23 protein-coding genes are annotated in these 18,801 nt (G+C 54.9%); 6 read left to right on the top strand and 17 right to left on the bottom strand.

The window, feature by feature from the left end; genetic code table 11:
• Positions 1-165: 165 nt before the first annotated feature.
• Positions 166-1,284 (bottom strand): small ribosomal subunit Rsm22 family protein, encoded by a 1,119-nt coding sequence (locus W02_RS14840; RefSeq protein ID WP_173049039.1) that lies wholly within the window; start codon positions 1,282-1,284, stop codon positions 166-168.
• 150 nt (positions 1,285-1,434) lie between these two features.
• Here W02_RS14840 and W02_RS14835 point away from each other — a divergent pair, with 150 nt between their 5' ends.
• Positions 1,435-1,683, top strand: coding sequence for a hypothetical protein (locus tag W02_RS14835; RefSeq protein WP_173049037.1), 249 nt, complete (start codon positions 1,435-1,437; stop codon positions 1,681-1,683).
• 89 nt (positions 1,684-1,772) lie between these two features.
• Here the strand turns inward: W02_RS14835 and W02_RS14830 are convergent, their stop codons facing one another.
• The 5 genes from W02_RS14830 to W02_RS14810 are packed head-to-tail and all read right to left on the bottom strand — an operon-like array spanning position 1,773 to position 5,932.
• On the bottom strand, positions 1,773-3,116 hold the full coding sequence (locus tag W02_RS14830; RefSeq protein ID WP_173049035.1) for a transketolase C-terminal domain-containing protein: 1,344 nt from the start codon (positions 3,114-3,116) through the stop codon (positions 1,773-1,775).
• 41 nt (positions 3,117-3,157) lie between these two features.
• A complete protein-coding gene (locus W02_RS14825) occupies positions 3,158-3,922 on the bottom strand; it encodes a carbon monoxide dehydrogenase beta subunit family protein (RefSeq protein ID WP_173049033.1) in 765 nt (254 codons plus the stop codon).
• Between the two features lie 35 nt (positions 3,923-3,957).
• The gene (locus tag W02_RS14820) at positions 3,958-4,281 is read right to left on the bottom strand and encodes a pyruvate ferredoxin oxidoreductase (protein ID WP_197742027.1); all 324 of its coding nucleotides are present in this window, start codon (positions 4,279-4,281) and stop codon (positions 3,958-3,960) included.
• Between the two features lie 9 nt (positions 4,282-4,290).
• Entirely contained in the window at positions 4,291-5,007 is a 717-nt protein-coding gene (locus W02_RS14815) for a 2-oxoacid:acceptor oxidoreductase family protein (RefSeq protein WP_173049031.1), read from the bottom strand.
• 22 nt (positions 5,008-5,029) lie between these two features.
• Positions 5,030-5,932: a thiamine pyrophosphate-dependent enzyme gene (locus tag W02_RS14810; RefSeq protein ID WP_173049029.1), complete on the bottom strand. Its 903-nt coding sequence runs from the start codon at positions 5,930-5,932 to the stop codon at positions 5,030-5,032.
• Between the two features lie 362 nt (positions 5,933-6,294).
• On the opposite strand from W02_RS14810, the gene W02_RS22185 reads away from it, so the two are divergent.
• From W02_RS22185 to W02_RS14795, 3 genes are all read left to right on the top strand, one after another.
• On the top strand, positions 6,295-6,588 hold the full coding sequence (locus W02_RS22185) for a methylenetetrahydrofolate reductase C-terminal domain-containing protein (RefSeq protein WP_173051498.1): 294 nt from the start codon (positions 6,295-6,297) through the stop codon (positions 6,586-6,588).
• A 28-nt stretch (positions 6,589-6,616) separates the two neighbouring features.
• Positions 6,617-7,015, top strand: coding sequence for a preQ(1) synthase (gene queF / locus W02_RS14800; protein WP_173049027.1), 399 nt, complete (start codon positions 6,617-6,619; stop codon positions 7,013-7,015).
• Between the two features lie 258 nt (positions 7,016-7,273).
• Entirely contained in the window at positions 7,274-8,077 is an 804-nt protein-coding gene (locus tag W02_RS14795) for a symmetrical bis(5'-nucleosyl)-tetraphosphatase (RefSeq protein WP_173049026.1), read from the top strand.
• A 736-nt stretch (positions 8,078-8,813) separates the two neighbouring features.
• On the opposite strand, the gene panB is transcribed toward W02_RS14795, so the two are convergent.
• Genes panB through W02_RS14775 form a run of 4 tightly spaced genes read right to left on the bottom strand, consistent with a single transcriptional unit; the run spans position 8,814 to position 11,548 of the window.
• Entirely contained in the window at positions 8,814-9,599 is a 786-nt protein-coding gene (panB, locus tag W02_RS14790) for a 3-methyl-2-oxobutanoate hydroxymethyltransferase (RefSeq protein WP_173049024.1), read from the bottom strand.
• Positions 9,599-10,486 carry a methylenetetrahydrofolate reductase gene (locus W02_RS14785; protein WP_173049022.1) on the bottom strand — a complete coding sequence of 296 codons (888 nt, stop codon included), beginning with the start codon at positions 10,484-10,486 and terminating at the stop codon, positions 9,599-9,601. Before W02_RS14785 ends, panB begins: the two co-directional genes overlap by 1 nt.
• Before the next feature lie 35 nt (positions 10,487-10,521).
• Positions 10,522-11,379 carry a bifunctional methylenetetrahydrofolate dehydrogenase/methenyltetrahydrofolate cyclohydrolase FolD gene (folD, locus tag W02_RS14780; RefSeq protein WP_173049020.1) on the bottom strand — a complete coding sequence of 286 codons (858 nt, stop codon included), beginning with the start codon at positions 11,377-11,379 and terminating at the stop codon, positions 10,522-10,524.
• 28 nt (positions 11,380-11,407) lie between these two features.
• Positions 11,408-11,548: a hypothetical protein gene (locus W02_RS14775; protein WP_173049018.1), complete on the bottom strand. Its 141-nt coding sequence runs from the start codon at positions 11,546-11,548 to the stop codon at positions 11,408-11,410.
• Positions 11,549-11,751: 203 nt separating this feature from the next.
• Here W02_RS14775 and W02_RS14770 point away from each other — a divergent pair, with 203 nt between their 5' ends.
• Entirely contained in the window at positions 11,752-12,681 is a 930-nt protein-coding gene (locus W02_RS14770) for a hypothetical protein (protein WP_173049016.1), read from the top strand.
• Positions 12,678-13,379: a hypothetical protein gene (locus W02_RS14765; protein WP_173049014.1), complete on the top strand. Its 702-nt coding sequence runs from the start codon at positions 12,678-12,680 to the stop codon at positions 13,377-13,379. Before W02_RS14770 ends, W02_RS14765 begins: the two co-directional genes overlap by 4 nt.
• An 89-nt stretch (positions 13,380-13,468) precedes the next feature.
• Here the strand turns inward: W02_RS14765 and W02_RS14760 are convergent, their stop codons facing one another.
• From W02_RS14760 to fabD, 7 genes are all read right to left on the bottom strand, one after another.
• Positions 13,469-13,996, bottom strand: coding sequence for a peptidylprolyl isomerase (locus W02_RS14760; RefSeq protein WP_232068557.1), 528 nt, complete (start codon positions 13,994-13,996; stop codon positions 13,469-13,471).
• 96 nt (positions 13,997-14,092) lie between these two features.
• Complete coding sequence (locus W02_RS14755; protein WP_173051497.1) at positions 14,093-14,638, bottom strand: peptidylprolyl isomerase; 546 nt, start codon at positions 14,636-14,638, stop codon at positions 14,093-14,095.
• A gap of 112 nt (positions 14,639-14,750) precedes the next feature.
• A complete protein-coding gene (gene rnc / locus W02_RS14750) occupies positions 14,751-15,467 on the bottom strand; it encodes a ribonuclease III (protein ID WP_173049010.1) in 717 nt (238 codons plus the stop codon).
• Positions 15,468-15,494: 27 nt separating this feature from the next.
• Positions 15,495-16,742 carry a beta-ketoacyl-ACP synthase II gene (fabF, locus tag W02_RS14745; RefSeq protein ID WP_173049008.1) on the bottom strand — a complete coding sequence of 416 codons (1,248 nt, stop codon included), beginning with the start codon at positions 16,740-16,742 and terminating at the stop codon, positions 15,495-15,497.
• Between the two features lie 12 nt (positions 16,743-16,754).
• Entirely contained in the window at positions 16,755-16,988 is a 234-nt protein-coding gene (acpP, locus tag W02_RS14740; protein ID WP_080886408.1) for an acyl carrier protein, read from the bottom strand.
• A gap of 82 nt (positions 16,989-17,070) precedes the next feature.
• A complete protein-coding gene (fabG, locus tag W02_RS14735; RefSeq protein WP_173049006.1) occupies positions 17,071-17,814 on the bottom strand; it encodes a 3-oxoacyl-[acyl-carrier-protein] reductase in 744 nt (247 codons plus the stop codon).
• Between the two features lie 10 nt (positions 17,815-17,824).
• Complete coding sequence (gene fabD, locus W02_RS14730; protein ID WP_173049004.1) at positions 17,825-18,769, bottom strand: ACP S-malonyltransferase; 945 nt, start codon at positions 18,767-18,769, stop codon at positions 17,825-17,827.
• Positions 18,770-18,801: the final 32 nt, after the last annotated feature.

Here is an 18,801-nt window from a genome sequence, read left to right as displayed (position 1 = left end):
GCCCAGATAATCTTTACATTCTTCAATGCCCACTCCCCTTCCCACGATGAACAAGCGATGGAGAGCGCTGCCAACGGACCGCATTTTTCATATCACACCGGCATCACGGAACTGCCCGGGCAGTCCAGGAAGTTCTGTTGCAGTCACTTCGTGAGAGTGACGCACTCACGACGTTCGATTGATTGGCGAGTCCGTTCGTCTGACAATCGCGACGGTCCCTTCGGCAGGAATTCTTTCGAGCTTGGATCCGCCCTTGCGATGCGCGCCTTTGATCTCAGCAATCGTGCCCCGTTCACATTCATCCCACGTCGCATTACTCTCGGATCTCATCCGATCCAGGCGACCCAGTTCGATGCGCCCGAGTTCGTTGCAAAGCCAGGCCCTCGTGTCCCCCTTCATCTTTCGCATTTCACTGACGATTCTGAACACATCTGGACTACGTTTCACGATCGTCCGTCCGTCTGTGCGGAGCAGTAGATAGGAAAACTTCAGTGCGTCCTTGATGAACCCAACGCCCCGGTCAATCCATTGAATCGCTGCCGGAGCCTCCCAGCGACGCTCTTCGTGGCACCAGTCGTCGGGATGGACCAATGCAGGGCAATGGCCTTCATGCAGGCAGGGACTATACACGGTACAATGTCTTTCATCTAATAAGCGATCGCGTACCCGATGGAGGGCTCTCGACGTCGTCTTCAAAGCCGGCTCGACGATCATGACGGTGCCGTGTGGTTTCATGAGCGCCAGTGCGTTTGCCACTATGGTAGTTTGTATGGTAGTCGGATCGGGCAACCCGGTTCCCAACTCATTAAGACAATTGGCCAGGATCACGAGATCGTAGGGGCCGTGTTGTTCAAGAGCGCTCCCGGAAACATGTCTCATGCTCTGCTCCACATCGTCCCGATGATCCGTGAACCTCACTCCTTCCAGTCCTGCTTCCCGACAATATCCCTCCAAAATCCGGCGTGATTGGATCAATGCGCCTGACGATGAATCCACTGCAACGACAGAAAGTCCGTTCGTTCGCTCTGGGTAATTCTGCACCAGCCAATCAAGCACTGCGATGGCTGCTGTGCCAGGCCCCGACCCTACATCGAGGACGGACAATCCCTCCGAACGATCGGATGTGAACGTGTCCGCCGGCAATTCGTCCAGGAGAAGCTGGATCTTCGACAGGTTGATGGGAAAGAAATACTTCAGATAAGCGGAGGCTCTGGCGGGATCATCGAGGTAATTCTTGAGAAGACTCTGCCTGTCTTTGGTAAACAATCTTGAGAGATGCTTCACCCCTGCTGCTGTATGACCCAGAGTAGTCCGTGATACGCTGCCTGCGATCTGCTCAAGAACTTTCAGAACAACCGGTGATATGCCCGCACGTTGGCTGACGTTGAAGGGAGGCATGCCCTAGTGTATGCTGACCGAGCGAAGGAGGACAACATGACAGACGCCATTTTACAAGCCTATAAAGACGTTGAACTATCCGTGGAACGCTATACAAAACTCCTTCAGGATCATGTGGTGACTCTCCAAGCCACAGAGGCCCCAGGATCAGACAAACTGGTGCGTATGATGCAAGGATCAAAAGCTATGCGCGACAGCGCCATGATCTACCTGTCCTATGCCAAATATGTCGCGTACGGCATGCCGTCCAGCGAGGAAATGGTGGAGGACGAGATTCAAGGATAGAAGAGATCCAGCCCGCTCTTATGCCAATAATGAAAGAGCCCGATTCCCTCTTGGGAATCGGGCTCTTCTTTTTCCGAATGTTGCGTCGATCAGATACTGCGCATGAAGTGAGCGACTTCATCAGGATTGACGGCACCGCCCATGATCTGTGACATCGCCACATTGGTGGATTTCTTGCCCGTCAGGCCAGATTCAACTTCGTCTACGATCAACTCCACTGGCATCGACTGACCGCCATAGACGCGCGGACCACCGATGATCTTGGCTTTGGAAAAACCGTAGATTGCCGTCGCAACCTCTTTCGCCAGCCATCCGACGTAATTGAATTCAGGGATAACGATCAGCTTAACGTTCCCGCAGAGCTGTCGAAGCTCTTTCGTGGGGAATGGCCGAAGCGAACGAATCTTGATGATCCCGACGTTTAAGCCCTTTTCTTTGCAAATCCGGACCGCTTCGCGTGATTGTGCTGCGGCGCTACCGGAAGCAATGATGATGGCGTCCGCCCCGTCAATATTTTCGGCTGTCAGCAGTCCGCCGAGATATTGATTGATGTACTTACGGGAACGTTCCACTGCGGCCCAGACTTCCTGCTGCCACACGGCGTGGATGTTGTAGGCCATGAAATTGGACTTTTGTACCGGAGCGTCACGCGACAGCCGCGCAGGAGGGTTCTCCGCATCCAACACGGGAACCGCACCACGCCAGGCTTCGCGTGGCGGAAGTTTCATGCTTCTGTCCTGCATGCGTACGTACCCGCGGGCATGCGTGACAAAGAAGCCGTCACAGCACACGCCGACCGGCAAGGTCACATCATTTTTTTCACTGATGGTGAATCCGGCCATGGTGAAATCAAACATGTCCTGCTGATTTTCAGCGTGGAAAACGATCATGCCGCAGTTCAAGAGATACGAGACTTCAATATTGTCGGGCTGAATCGCCAGCGGAGCGTTGACGACGCGACAGGTAAACATGGCCACGACGGGAAGCCGGTGGCCAGGCCAGGAGGCGATGCCTTCGAGACCGCGCAAGGTGCCAGGGCCAGCGGTCGCCGTATAGCAGCGGACACCCGCACGAGAACCTCCCGCAATCGCCGCCATGACGCCGACTTCTTCTTCGCCGCGATAATATTCCTTCACATATCCTTCCCCATAGAGCACGCCGACGAGCTGCATCGTTTCGCTCTGGGGGGTAATCGGATAGGCAATAGCCAGATCGACGTTAGAGCGCCGAATCGCTTCCTTGGCGGCTTCGCTGCCCGTAATAAATTCCTTCGTCCTGGGAGCCTCGTGAAACAGATATTCCGGCGTCACGACTTTCTGCCGTTTTGCCTCGGCATGCGGATCCTTTTTCCCGTCGGATTTCGGAGCCGCCACGCTGGTGATTGGATCACCCTGTGGATTTGTCTTTTGCTGGGTCTCTAACGCTTCGCTCATAATCGCACCTCTTTAAAAAAGTGGTGAGCCGACTTTTCGGGCTACCCTTCTCGCTTCATCTGTTCCGGAGAATGACCGAACATCGCCGCGCTGCCAGCCCCACCGGGCGATGGCGCAAACGTCATCGGATTGGTATGAGATTTCCCGCCATGCACTTTGGACTGAGTGCCCGTGAAACGGACATTCTCACCGCTGCTGGGCAACTGAATACCCATTTCTTCACGAACTTTTTTGAAGATCTGCGCGACCCGTTTGATTTTCAAAGTATCCGAGTCCCGGATCGTCAGCATCGCATCTTCATGACCCTGCTCGGCACAGATCGCCATCGTACAACAATTGGTTCCCGCACGAATCATCTTCAATGTGAGATTTGCGTAGTGACAATGCACGCCGATAAAAATACACGCCTCGATCTTATTGCCCCAGATCGTCAAGTTCGGATGGTTGGGGTTGATGACTTCTTCAGGATCGATCTTTGGATATTTCGGCCGGTAATCCGGCATGGGGATGATCATGACCTCGGGGATCTGCGCGGCAATTTCCAACGTGGCTTTTGCCTTTTCGACCGCATGATCATTCCAGGCCCAGAGCAGAAGGGGTCCAGGAAAAATGGTGGCATTGGGGCTGGTCAGCATCTTCCGAGCCATCTCTTCAATGACCTTCTCCTCGTTCGGCTCGAGCAATCCATAATACAGGCCCTGCCCGGGATCGGGGAGTGCGACACCGAGTTGCGCCGCTGAAGGCGGATGAAAACCCGCCGGGCCAGGAACGATGATTTTTTCTCTCGTATCTTGCGTTGTTGCCACGCCCGTTCCCCTTTCTAACGCCTAACGCTCGTAGGCTACCCGACGACTGGGCTTGCCAGGACTGCAGTCGTACTTTTTTCACCGTATGTCACATTGTCGGTCAACGCGGCCTTCGGCAGTTGATCGATCATGATCATCTTGATTGCATTGTTCTTAGCCATGTTGTCACAGACCCACACGCATTGTGCGCAGCCTTTACACCGATCCACCGCGACATAGGCCGACCCGTACTTGAATCCCTTGTCCTTTCCCATCTCGTCGCTGTAGAGGATGGTATTGGCTTCCGGACAATACTGGGTACAGAGCTTACAGCTTTTCGCGGCACAGATTTCGACGCTGATATCGGCTACGAGATACATAGTGCTCCTTTATGCGCTGGCTGCAGCGACCGGCTCTTCCGCGCGTTTCACGTCGGCTGCCGCCCAACCATGATCGACGGCATAGTTCCATCCGGCCCGCATGACCGCGACATTTTTTTCAATCAATTCCTGTTTCTTCTTGAATTTCCGCTCGACGACGCTATCCAATGCCGCCGTGCCTCCGGATACCACAAATCCTTTGCCCAAGAATCGGTCTTTTACGGCCTGCTCCAATCCGTTCATGTTGGTTAAACCTGTAATGGCACCGATACACCCCATGAGCGCCATATTGGTGGCAAGATCCATCCCTGCAACTTCCAAGGAAATTTTAGTCGCGGGGAAGTAATACAGCTTGGCCCGTCGTTCTTCCAATTCACGTGCTTGATCCTTGTGCAGCTTCATCGGACCGTCATTATTGATGAGCGCCACCCCATCTTCCTTCAATCCAAAATAGAACGGCATCGTATAGGACTTGCCGTGTGTGATGACCTGAGGATGGAAGATAATGATGATGTGCGGGAACGTGATCTCGCCAATTTCATAGATGGCTTCGTCCGATACACGAACGTAACTTTCAACGGGGGCCATCCGCTTTTCTGATCCGTAGAACGGCACGATTGTGCTTTCACCGCCGGCGTTGATGACGGCCGTGCTCAAAATATGCGAGCCCGTGACGACACCCTGACCACCGACACCCGCCATCCGAATGTTGAACCGTTTTGCCATGATTCAGCCTCCCTGTTGTCAACTACGCTTTGCCGGGAATCGCGGCGGCTGGAGCAGCTGGCTTCGGAAGGAATTCTTTATAGCCGTACCGCTCGGTCAAGTACTGTTTGGCTTCGTCACTGATGTATTCGGAAAACGCATACCGGTCATTCTCAACCGTCTTTGCGTCTTCCATGACTTTATCAGTGGGAATCGCGTATTCGATGTTGCAGGAGGTATAGGCCTGAATATAGGTCGCTCCGACTTCACGGGCAATCAAGACGGCTTTCTTAATGACGCTCTCGACCCGGCGAGGATTGTTAGGAACGACTGTGGCCACGTACGCACAACCGGCAACCTTCGCCATTTGCACCATGTCCATTTTTTCGAATTTCTTGCCGAGGGGGGCCATCTTCAACACCGCCCCGCGGTTCGTCATACCGCTCTCTTGCCCGCCGGTGTTGCCATACACTTCGTTGTCCAGCATGATCGTCGTAAAGCGCTCTTTCCTGAACCAGGAGTGGAGGACCTGCTGGAATCCGATATCGGCCGTTCCACCGTCACCAGCCATCACCACCACGTCCTTCGGCTTGTCGCCGAACCGAAGGCGAAGACCGCGGGACAACCCGCTGGCCACACCGTTCTGGTCACCGTAATTTCCATATACGAATGGAATGGCAGCTTGAGAGATCGCCAAACGACCACAGCCTGCCGTGCCAACCGTGATGGTGTCTTCAGGGTTCGGAAACGCGATCATGGCCAACCGAATGAATAGTGTCATGGCACAGCCTGCACACATCGGATGTTCCTCAAGCACTTCCTTGAAGCTACCCATCTGAGAAACGGAAATCTTCTTTCCGAAAGGGCCATGCTCTACCATGTCCCGATATTCCTTCGGCATGAACTTTTCAAAACCATTGGAGAACTTCACATAGTCGAGACTCATTGGGATACCTCCCTCTCTGGTGACAACGACAATACGTTGCCTTTAAGACAGATACAATTGTGCGCAGCAAGCCCGTAGGAAATCGAGGATGGAAGAACAAATCTAACGCATGTACTGGCTGTCAAAATTAAATTCATCGTAGCAAAGCCGAAAAAACACTGTCAATCAGAATGTTGCTTCGGAGGCATGGCGCAACGAACTGGTAAAAGTCTATAACGTCCTGATAATCAAAGCAACTTCTCAGAAGGCCCACAGCGATCGAAAGAAGGCCTAGCCCTCACCTCAGCGATAGGCCATTCGCCCTAACTTGCATTGCTTTTCAGAGCGTCCCACGATAGGAATGACGCGTGCACAAATTGCAGATGCACATTGCCCATTCGCAGGATTCTGTCTACACTGGTTCAATCATGGCGATACGCGTACTTGTTCCGGGGGAAGACGAGGGGGCCGAGCATGTCGGCGGCGTCCACAAGCGTCCTCCAATCCCTGATAATTCAATCAAGGCCGAGTGTCCAAAGTTCATGAGTCACGGTCCCTGCGGAGGCGTGCGGAAAGGTGGATTTTGCGAAGTATACCCGGACATGAAGTGTCCGTGGGTATCGATGTTTATTGCTTTGGAACAGATTGGCCAAACGGAATGGATGAAACAATTATGAACCGAACAGCCTCGTGAGCAACCGAAAGATGAGTCGCAGGCAGCGTCCGACCTATGGGTATAACGAACGTCATGCCAGAAGCGGCATCTCCGTTCCCCTTCCAGCGATAGAAACCTTCCCCAATCAATACAAGCGATATGAAATTACCGTAGAGATCCCCGAGTACACAGCCATATGTCCCAAGACCGGCCTTCCAGACTTCGGAACGATTACCGTTCACTACATGCCCGACAAGGCTTGCGTCGAACTCAAGTCTCTGAAGATGTATATCCATGCCTACCGTAATGTCGGAATTTTCTACGAGAATTCCGTCAACCGCATCCTGCAAGATGTCGCAGCGGCCTGCAAACCGGTATGGGTGAAAGTTACAGGAACCTTCGCCGCACGAGGCGGCCTCCGTAGCGTCATTGAGGCAAAATATCCCTAGCTGGCCTCGAGTGGGTTCCGTCATCAACCAGAATACCACCTCTAGAGCGCTTGTTCCCCTCTGTCACCCCGCCACGTTGATTCAGCTCAACCAAGAAGCTCCTCATGAATATGGGTAGAGAGATCGGCGCTACCCGGTTAAGGCGCATGGCATGATTTATTTCCAAGCTCATCGTATGAGGAGTTGTACCGTTCCTTGAGCAGCCTGTTCATCCCGAGATTTGTTGAACATTTTCAAGCATCAGGATAGTGTTCTCCGATGGCCACTTATGCAATTGGAGACGTTCAGGGGTGCGCATCGCAACTCGATCAATTGGTCCGTCAAATTGGCTTCAATGCACAGACTGACCGGCTCTGGTTCGTGGGAGACCTGGTCAACCGAGGACCGGATTCGGTGGGGGTACTGCGGTTTATCAAGAGTCTTGGAGGAACAGCCTCCGTGGTGCTTGGGAATCACGACCTGTTTCTCTTGGCTGCTGCCGAAGAACTGGTATCGCTTCGCCCCAAAGACACCATCCATGACGTGCTCGCAGCCCGTGACCGCAGCGAGCTCACCGCTTGGCTTCGTCATCTACCGCTAGTGTTTCGAGATGACGCCTACCTCATGGTCCATGCCGGCCTGCTGCCAACGTGGACAGCCGATGAAGCCTTCCGCTTGGCCGGAGAAGTGGAACATTTCTTGGCTGGCCCTGATTACCGAACCTTGCTGCGGGAACTCTTTCATGAGCCGACGGTCAGATGGCATGCGTCCCTCCGAGGCCTCAAGCGCTTGGCTGCGATCACTCGTATCTTCACAAAAATAAGGACCTGTACCGTCTCGGGCGATCTGTCGAATTTTTCGGGGAGACCTGACGAAGCCCCTCAAGGATATCGGCCATGGTTTAGTTTCCCCGATAGGCAGAGTGCCGACGTAACGATTATCGCAGGGCACTGGGCTGCGCTCGGACTCCACGTAGAGACCAATTTACTGATGATCGACAGCGGCTGTGTATGGGGACGAGAATTGACCGCGCTACGCGTGAGTGACCGGGCGGTGTTTCAAGTTCCAGGACTTGCCAGGTAAGTCCTGTATTCTTGATCAAACTCCTGCAACAAACGGGGAAGAGGGACCCTCTCGTTGATTTCGAATGAGATGGGTTCAGTGACCGTTTCTAGATGAACATATGTTCCGAATATTCGATCCCACACGATGAACGTCACGCCGAAATTGACATTGGCATGGGCGGAGTTTCGACTATGTTCGCATGATGATGCCTGGGTGTCACGAGAACCCACTTGAGCCAATTGGATTGCCAGGTGATATTCATGTGCATCCGGTCGTTGAACAGCATGTGGGACGACAATCCGGCAAAGGAGGTCCACCCAGGGCGTTAATCCGAAGAATGGGTAGGCGAAGATCCACACGAATAGCCGGCAGGCTACTGACTGACTCAGCTGCTGGAATGAGGACGAGCCCCACTAGCGTACAGCCCAAGAGATCATTGAAGAAGATGCTACGGATGGAGTCTTCCGCGCCGGAAACAGTCTCTCTACGGTGGTAAAGAGGATGATTCTTATCAGGAAGAGACACGGGACGAATAGACTGTACGCTCGAACCGCGCATTTCGCAGTCCTCGATCCACTCCATGCTCGATTCCACCTTGCAGATTCGGAGATTTCGTTACGAATTATTTTGAGAAGCTTGTCACCCACCAGTGGGCGGCACGGGCATTCCGTATCAAGAATATACGGATCAAAGGGAACCTCAAGGCAATTCTAATGAGATGACTGGCGGGGAATCGCACGTTGCCGCGCGACAGTTAATGGTAGCTCTCCGAATCCGACGGGAATTTGCTCTGTTCGACTTCCTCTTTATACCGCCTGAGCGCCTGAAGAGCGTCAGCCTTGAGGTGAGCATAGGGCTTCACAAACTTCGGAACGAATTCGTCGAACAAACCAAGAAGGTCGTACAATACCAGCACTTGGCCGTCGCAATGAGGACCTGCACCGATACCGATCGTGGGCATGGACACTTGTTCGGTAATACGCTTCGCGAGCATGGCGGGAATCGCTTCCAGCACGACCGCTACTGCCCCTGCAGCCTCCAGCACCTTGGCGTCGTTGACCAAGACCTCGGCGTCTTCTTCAGCTTTTCCCTGAACTCTATAACCGCCGTACCGGTGGACCGATTGCGGCGTCATGCCGAGATGTCCCACCACGGGGATCCCAATCTGCGTAATGGCGTCGACCTGATCAATGATCGTGGAGCCGCCTTCGAGTTTCACGGCATGAGCCCCTGCCTGCACCAATCGACCTGCATTGCGAATCGCATCTTCTCGGCTCGCCTGGTACGACATAAACGGCATGTCGCCGATAACGAGAGCGCGTTGAGCCGCCTCTGCAACCAGTCTGGTGTGGTAGAACATCTCGTCCATCGAAACGCCAAGAGTATTCGCTTGTCCTTGCACCACCACTCCAAGTGAATCACCGACCAGGAGTACATCGATTCCCGCCTGCTCGATAATACGGGCGAAGAGGGCGTCATACGCCGTCACCACGACGAGTTTTTTCCCTCCCTTGTATTGTCGGAGTTCAGGGATGGTCATCAACCAAGTTGAGCCTTTGTCAGAATCTCCCCCAAACGATGAGTTGCCTTGATCGCCATGATGTGGACACCATCGCAGTGCGGTTGCACGGCCTTGATCGTGCGGACCGCGATTTCAACTCCCGCGTCCTCGGACCGGGCGCCTGCCGCCCGCAGCTCATCGATCATCGCCTGCGGAACCGATACCCCTGGAATATTCGCATTCATGAACTCTGCCATCTTGGCGTTGCGCATGACGAGGATGCCGGCCAGCACCTTGACTTTGAACGGTCGAACCGCCTTCATAAACTCCGCAAACTGGTCCGGATTGTAAATTGCCTGCGTTTGGAAGAATCTTGCGCCGGCTTTGACCTTCACTTCAAACTTCGCCAGCATCGGGCCGACCGGATCTGCCTCCGGAGTTACGGCAGCCCCGATATGGAAAGCGGTGGCGCCGTCGAGGGCATGTCCGGCCATATCCCGCCCATGATTGAGCCCCTGCACGAGCTGCATGACCTGAACGGAATCCAAGTCGTAGACGGGTTTCGCGTCTTTATGATCTCCGACCGTCGGATAATCACCTGTGAGACAGAGAATGTTCCGAATCCCAAGCATATGCGCGCCCATCAAGTCCGACTGCATCGCGATGCGATTCCGGTCCCGACAGGTCATCTGCATGACCGGATCATGCCCCAACTCATAGAGCAGGCGACACACGGGGAGAGAGCCAGCGCGGACCACTGCGGCCGTGTTATCGGTGACATTGACCCCATGTACACGCCCGACCATGGTCTTGGCATTGTCGAGTACTGCTGTGAGATTCGTTCCTTTGGGAGGGTTGTATTCGATCGTGACGGCAAACTGCCCGCGATCGAGCACTTCGAGTAGACGTTTCGGCTCCTGCTCCATATCAACCAGACCCTTGCGGCGGCTGTCGCCGCCCGTTACATTCCGGCCATTCTCTTCGCAGACTCGACCGTGTTGTCCAGCAACATCGCTATCGTCATGGGACCGACCCCGCCGGGAACGGGGCTGATCCAGCCCGCCTTTTGGCTGACCGGCTCGTAATCCACATCACCGCACAGCTTTCCTTCGGGAGTTTTATTCGTACCCACATCGATGACCACTGCACCTTCGCGCACCATGTCGGCGGTGACGAATTTTGCCTTCCCAATCGCAACCAGAAGGAGGTCCGCTTCCCGGCACACAGCGGGAAGATCCTTGGTCTTGGAATGACAAATCGTCACGGTCGCATGGCGTTGCAACAGCATAAGCGCCAGCGGTTTTCCCACGATATTGCTTCTGCCCAGCACCACGGCACGCTTCCCTTCGATGGACACTCCGGCTGACTCGATCATCTTGATGACCCCTTTGGGCGTGCAGGCCTCGAAAACAGGATGGCCTTCGACTAACCGTCCAAAATTATATGGATGAAACCCGTCCGCATCCTTGTGCGGAGAAACAGCTTCAAGGATGACCTTACTGTCTATATGCTTCGGTAAAGGGAGTTGGACGAGGATCCCATGAATCTTCGGATCAGCATTCTTCTTTTCGATGAGAGCCAGCAACTCCGACTGAGCTGTCGAAGCGGATAACTTGTGATCGTCAACGTAAATTCCAGCCTGTTCGCAAGCTTTCTGTTTGTTGCGCACATAGACGTGCGAAGCGGGATCGTCTCCTACGAGAATGGTCGCCAATCCCGGTTTGATTCCTGTTTTGGCCAATAGGGCGGCTGATTCCACCGCCAAACGATCTCTTACTTGCTGTGCTAGGGCTTTCCCGTCGATGATTCGTGCCGCCACATGTCCCTCCGTGCTTGAGTGCGTTGACTCAGTGTGATCTGCTGAACGAACAGCGGACCTGCCCGGTCTTATGAAATTCGGGAGGCAGCGCACGATACCAGGGCATTTTTGTGCAAGTCAACGCCTGCACGGAGAGAGCCGGCTTGCCGCCCAGCTGTTGAATCCACATGCGACGCCGTCCTCCAGAACATGAGTGTGCATCTGGCAGCCGCCGTTCCTTGACAGTCCGTAGATCGGAAGATACGATGCTCGCACGACACTGCAACTGTACCTTCATTCACCAAAATCTGAGCTTCACCCGTGCTCCTACCCATAACATCTTACCTTCCCTTTCACTGGCTTTGCCTTGGCGTTGTCCTGTGTTTCACACCCATGCGAGAAGCTGAGGCCCAGGTTACGGTCACCGACCTACAGTCACCATACAGTTTTGTGGCGACTGAGTCGGGCACAGACTATTTTATCTCCAGCGTAAACGGCGAACCTGAAGCTGCCGACAACAATGGATTTATTACCAAGCTGGATGCGACGGGCAAGGTGGTCAAGCTCAAGTTCATTCAAGGAGGAAGAGATCGCGTCACGCTTCATGCGCCAAAAGGGATGGCGCTTGCCAGTGATGTGCTATATGTCGCGGACCTGGATACGCTGAGAGGATTCAACACGAAAACGGGGGAATCGATTTTTACTCTCGCAGTCGCGCCCGGAACTGGACACGGGGTGTCGTTGACCGATGTCGCCTATGACGGGCACAGATTTTTGTACTGTTCCGATCAGAAGGCCAACACCATTTATCGTATTGACCCCGCGGCAGGACACGTGACAGTCCTGGCCGCTGATGCGGCACTGGCCGGGCCTACGGGACTGGCCATACATCCCAAGTCGGGCCATATCATCGCGGTGAGTTGGGACAAAGGCAAGATTTCTGAGATTTCGCAGGAAGGAACCGTCACGGAACTGTTTTCGAACGGATTTTTTTCCGGACGTTTTTCCAACTTGCGCGGTGTTGATTTCGACCGCTGGGGCAATATGTACGTCTCGGACTTCACGACGGGGAAGGTCTGGCGGATGACCCGCGACAAACGTTTCCAGGTGATTGCAGAGTACTTGCCGTCTCCCGGAGATTTGGGGATCGACCGCAACAACAATCTCATCCTCGTTCCGTATGAGCTGGCACATGCGGCGGAGATGAACGGGCTGGAAGCCCCGGTGAGCGAACGGTCGAATAAAGAGAAACGGACCCTGGCGGACTATGGCTTCATCCCTCCCCCACCAAAACCCGCCCCTGAAGGGAACATACAGAAATGAGCCAGTGCGTCTATTGTCATCAGCGAAAGGGCAAACGTTCCTGTCCGGCGCTCGGCGGATCCATCTGCCCCGTCTGTTGCGGGGAGCACCGGATCGTCCGCGTGTCCTGCCCGATCGACTGTATCTACCTTGAAACCGGGAGTGACTATCAACAAAAGCGGCTCGGAGAACAGTTCATGCCGGTCCGACGGGATTTTTACCGCCAACTCGCTGATGTGGGGGGGCAGCAATCTGTCGCACTCTACAACCTGATCGAAGTGGTGATCTTCACGTATTTCCAAGGGAGACGCGATGGACAGGATGCTGAAATCATCGCCGCCATTCAAGCCCTCCGCCGCACTCTCAGCCCGTTGCATGTTCCTGCTGCGCCGATGCCTGTCTTCGCGGAGCATTTGAGAAAGGAATATGACACCTTTAAGAAGCAGAACCCCCAACAGATTGCCGACACGAACACCGCACCGGACGTACTCGATCGGGCCATCGCATTCGTGTCGGAATTTTCAGGAACCGGATTCCAGTCGCAGCGGTTTCTTGCGGGCCTCATCGGATACGTTCGCGCGTACCATCCCGAAATTGCCGCGCATCTCACGAAGCAGCAGTCTGCCGGTCACATCGTGCTCCCAGGCCAATCGTTCATGCCACCGTCTGTCCAGGAGCCTCATACCCACGGACCGGGCTGCGAGCATCACCACCACTGAGCGTGGTTCTCGACCAACATCTGTAGACAAATGAAGTGTTGCGGTGGACGGCACGATGCTCGCAGAGCATCCGGTCGGGCACGAAGATCTCACTCCACGATCGTCACAGTCATCTCGACCCGCTCATTTGGCAAATCACGTTCGTTTCTCGGCAGCGCAACTATTTTGTCTGCCACGCCAAGTCCCTTGATGACTTCACCGAATACGGTGTATTTGCGATCAAGGAATGGTGATGCTTCCACAACAATAAAAAACTGGGACCCGGCTGTATCGGGCTCATTGGCCCGCGCCATCGAGACGATTCCGCGTTTGTGTGGCGTGTCGGAAAATTCCGCCCTCAGCAGAATGGGCTCTCCCTTCTCGTCCTTTGGTCCTCCTTGACCGTATGACTCCTTCTTGAGCGAATTCTTCGTATTTGGGTCACCCCCTTGGATCATGAAACCGGGGATGACTCGATGGAAGATGGTTCCATTATAGAATCCGGACTTCGCGAGTTTAATAAAGTTCTCGACGTGTTTCGGGGCCAAGTCCGGATAAAACTTCATGTACATATCTCCGAACTTGGTCTTGATGATCGCTTTGGGACCCGGGTCAGGTGGAGGAACCGCAGGTTTCACCGCGGGCTTTCCCCCGCAGGCTGTAAGAAAGAGGAGACCCGCTAGGCAGCACAACAACCTTGTGGCAGCGAGACGGGATGATTGGATGAGCATCAATTACTCGACGATCGTAATGGTCATTTCCGCCCGCTCAGTGGGCAGGTCACGGGCATTCTTGGGAAGGTTGACGATCTTATCAGCGACCTCCATGCCCTTGACCACTTCGCCGAAGACGGTGTATTGCCCGTCAAGAAAGTTCGAATCCTTCACCACGATGAAAAATTGAGAGCCTGCGCTGTTGGGGTCATTCGTCCTTGCCATTGAAACGATCCCGCGTCGATGAGGCGTGTCATTGAACTCCGCTTTCAACCGTTCGTTCGGACCTCCCATCCCGTAACTTTCGGGTTTGCTCGAGTCTTTGGTATTGGGGTCTCCGCCCTGGATCATAAACCCCGGAATGACGCGGTGGAAGATCGTGCCGTTATAAAATCCCGATCTCGCGAGCTTGACGAAATTCTCCACGTGCTTGGGCGCCTTGTCTGGGAAAAAGACGATTTCCATCTCACCGTACTTGGTTTTGATGACCGCTTTCGGACTCTTTGCTACTTCGCCCTTTTTCGGGGTTTGTTCAGCGGCAACGGCTGTTCCCGCCATCATGAGCATGCTTGCCCCCGCACAGAACCACGCCGCGACCAACACGGCCATCGTCAGCCTCCGCATTGTTGCCCTCCTTCAGGAATGATAAAATTTTGACCGTCACATCTTACCAGATCCGTCAGGCCAAGTCGGAAGTCCGCTGCAACCCTTCTCTGGCAGCCGCCTGCTCAGCCTCTTTCTTGCTTCGCCCAGCTCCTGCACCGATGATCTCGCCGTTCACAGAAACCGTAACTTCGAACCATTTGCTATGGTCCGGTCCCGTTTCCCGAATCAGGGCATAGACCGGGAGGACATCAAGCCGCTTTTGACACCACTCCTGAAGCCGCGTTTTCGAATCGTCCGCCCCGGGCTGTCCGGCGTTCTGATCGGTGATCGAATGAAGCTGGTCCGCAAATACTCGCAAGGTAACCATACGGCCGGCCTGGAACCCACCGTCCAGATGCGCCGCGGCGAGGACTGCTTCGAGGGCGTCCGCCAACAGCGAATCCTTTTCGCGTCCGTTCGAGCGGTCCTCGCCTTTTCCCAGCTTGAGATAGGCGCCGAGATTCAGGCGCCGCGCAGCGTGCGCCAGTGACGATTCGCTGACGAGCCTGGCTTTGAATTTGGACAGCATCCCTTCCGAACAGTGCGGCAGTCGAACAGCGAGGTATTCGCTTATGACGAGAGAGAGAACCGCGTCACCGAGAAATTCAAGGCGCTCATTGTGCGATGATTCACTCTTCTTGACCTCATTGACGTATGACGTGTGCGTCAGAGCTTCCTCCAGCAGACCCACGTTGACAAAGCAATACGTCAGCGACGATTGGAGCGATTCAATCGGTAGGCGAGACGTCATGAAGCGCACGAATCCGGCACTGAGATGTCAGGGTGCCCGCCTGAAGAGGAGGCACGCGTTGACTCCTCCGAACCCGAAGGAATTTGACAATGCGATGCGAATGGCGACCTGTCTTGCCTGGTGTGGAATATAATCCAGATCGCATTCGGGGTCGGGGTGGTCGAGGTTGATGGTTGGAGGGAGGATGCCATGGTGCAAGGCCAATACGCTAAAGACCGCTTCGATGCCGCCGGCTGCGCCAAGAAGGTGCCCGGTCATGGACTTGGTCGAACTGACAGGAATGCGCGGCGCTCTCTCTCCAAACACCTGTTTGATCGCGCGAGTCTCGATCGCATCAGCCATTGTCGAGGTGCCATGGGCGTTAATATAGCCGACCTCGTCTTTTCCGATACCGGCATCCTTGATGGCTAATTCCATGCAGCGAACCGCCCCCTCCCCTTCTTCGGACGGTGCCGTGATATGATACGCGTCGCTGTTCATGCCGTAGCCGATCAATTCAGCATAGACCCGGGCACCTCGCTGGCGGGCGTGTTCCAATTCTTCTAAGACGACTACTCCCGCGCCCTCTCCGAGGACAAATCCATCGCGGTCCTTGTCGAACGGCCGGCTCGCTTTCGTCGGTTCGTGGTTCCTGAACGACAGCGCTTTTGACGCCGCAAAGCCGGCTACACCGAGCGTCGTAATGGCTGCTTCGGTTCCTCCGGCGATCATCACGTCGGCATCGCCCCTCTGAATCAATCGATAGGCATCTCCGATGCAGTGGTTGCCGGTCGCGCATGCGGTGACGGCGCACGAATTCGGACCTTTCGCTCCCAACCTGATCGCCACTTGACCCGATGCCAGGTTGATGATGGTCATCGGAATGAAAAACGGGGAGACACGCCCCGGCCCCTTTTCTTTCAGGACAGTATGATAATGCTCGATAGACCCGAGACCACCGATTCCGGATCCGATATACACCCCAACCTTCGTGGCCTCCTCGGGAAGCACTTTCAGACCGGCATCATCCACCGCCAGTTGCGCAGCGCCTACGGCGTAATGGATGAAGGTGTCCATTTTCTTGATTTCTTTTTTCTCAATGAACTGCGCCGGATCGAAATCCTTCACTTCCCCGGCGATCTGCGCATCGTATGTGGTCGGGTCGAACTTCGTGATGCGGCCGATTCCGGATTCCCCGGCACAGATCGCCTTCCACGTTTTCTCCACACCAGTGCCGAGCGGAGTGACAAGTCCTACTCCAGTCACAACGATACGTCTAGAAGGCCGGTCCGCCATACAAGAACCGCGTTATGCCTTTTCTTTGATGTAATCGAGTGCTTTGCCGACCGTAAGAATTTTTTCGGCATCCTCGTCCGGGATTTCGATCCCGAATTCTTCCTCCAACGCCATCACCAACTCGACCGTGTCGAGGGAATCGGCACCCAGATCCTCCACAAAACTGGCCTCGCTGGTCACTTCGTCCTCTTCGACGCCGAGTTGTTCTGCAATGATCTTCTTCACCCGTTCATCTACCGTCGCCATAACAGTCCCACCCTCCTTCCCTCGCCGTTCATATCATTCGCAACCTGCTGTTCATTCATGCCCGCAAATCATCCATGCGTGCTCAGGACATCAACATGCCTCCATTCACGTGCAGGACATGCCCGGTCACATACGCCGCCTCCTCGGATACCAGAAATCTGACCGCCGCGGCAATATCAGCAGGAGTCCCTAGTCGCCCCAGAGGAATCTGCTTCTGCAACATCTCCTTGACCTCGGCTGTCAATCCTTGGGTCATCGCCGTATCGATAAAACCAGGCGCCACGGCGTTCACGGTCACATTTCGGCTGGCATATTCGCGTGCGACGGTTTTACTAAAGCCGATCACAGCGGCCTTCGAGGCGGCGTAATTCGCCTGCCCCACATTGCCCATTGCTCCCACAATCGACGCGATATTGACGATGCGACCATAACGCTGTTTGGTCATCGGCTGCAAGACGGCCTTCGTGCAATTGAAGGTCCCGTTCAAATTGACCTGTAGGACAAGATTCCAGTCCTCTTCTTTCATCCGGAGCAGCAGGCCGTCGCGAGTAATACCCGCATTGTTTACGAGAATATCGATCTTCCCCCAGGCAGTGACAACCTGTTCGGCCATGGCCTTGGCATCCCCGGCATTCGCCACGTTGACTTTGATATTGAGCGCCTTCCGCCCCGCCTGTTCCACTGCTGTCACCGTTTCCTGCGATCGCGCTGGATCAAGATCGGCCACCACAATGTCCGCGCCGGCCTTGGCCAGCGTTTCTGCGATGGCGCGACCAATTCCCTGCGCCGCACCGGTGACGATTGCGACACGGCCCTGTAATGACATCCGTAGCTCCTTACGTTGCTGCTTCCAAAGCGGTCTGCGTCGCGTCCAGCGACTTTGGATCATATACGTTGAGTGTGACTGCCTCAGGTACGATTCGCTTGATCAACCCAGCCAATACTGTACCAGGTCCCACCTCGATGAAGTGTTTGACACCCATCGACGCCATGGCCTTGATCGAATCCTCCCATAAAACCGATGATGGAAGCTGCCGGACGAGGGACGGTTGAATTTCTCCCGCCTTCTCAATCCGTTTGGCTTCGGCATTGTTGATCAAGGGACTGCTGAGATCAGACCAACGGATCGCGGCGAGGTCTTGCGCCAGTCGGTCGGCGGCCGTCTGCATCAGCGGCGTATGTACCGGCACACTCACGGGAAGGGGAATGGCCTTTTTGCATCCTTTTTCCTTGGCCAGTACGATGGCCCGCTCCACCGCCGGCTTCTCACCTGCGATTACGATTTGCCCAGGCGAGTTGAAGTTCGCCGCCTGGACCACTCCAACCGGGGACGCCTCACGACACACGTCCCTGACCATGTCGGCTGAAAGCCCCAAGAGCGCAGCGACGAGTCCGGTGCCCGGAGCCACGGCTTCGGACATATACCTGCCACGTTTCTGAACAATGCTGACGGCATCACGGTAGGCAAGTCCACCGGCTGCCACGAGGGCAGAATACTCTCCCAGACTGTGGCCGGCCACCGCTATTGGTTTGGCCTTTCTCAGGTCCAGCGCCCGCAAGGCTGCCACGCTGCTCACGAGCAACGCCGGCTGAGTAAATTCCGTCAAATTCAGCCGTTCCGCTGGTCCTTCGAAACAGAGGGCTGCAACATCGTACCCGAGAACGGAAGACGCTTCGTTATACACGGCTTGAAGCGAAGGGTGGGTGTCCACGAGAGTCTTTCCCATGCCGACAGATTGCGACCCTTGTCCCGGAAAGACCAACCCGATTGCTGAAGTCATAAGCTGGTAGATATCTTCGAAATACTGTTGAA

It is taken from the genome of Nitrospira sp. KM1 (assembly GCF_011405515.1).
Classification (GTDB): domain Bacteria; phylum Nitrospirota; class Nitrospiria; order Nitrospirales; family Nitrospiraceae; genus Nitrospira_C.
This window is presented reverse-complemented; position numbering and strand designations above follow the sequence as displayed.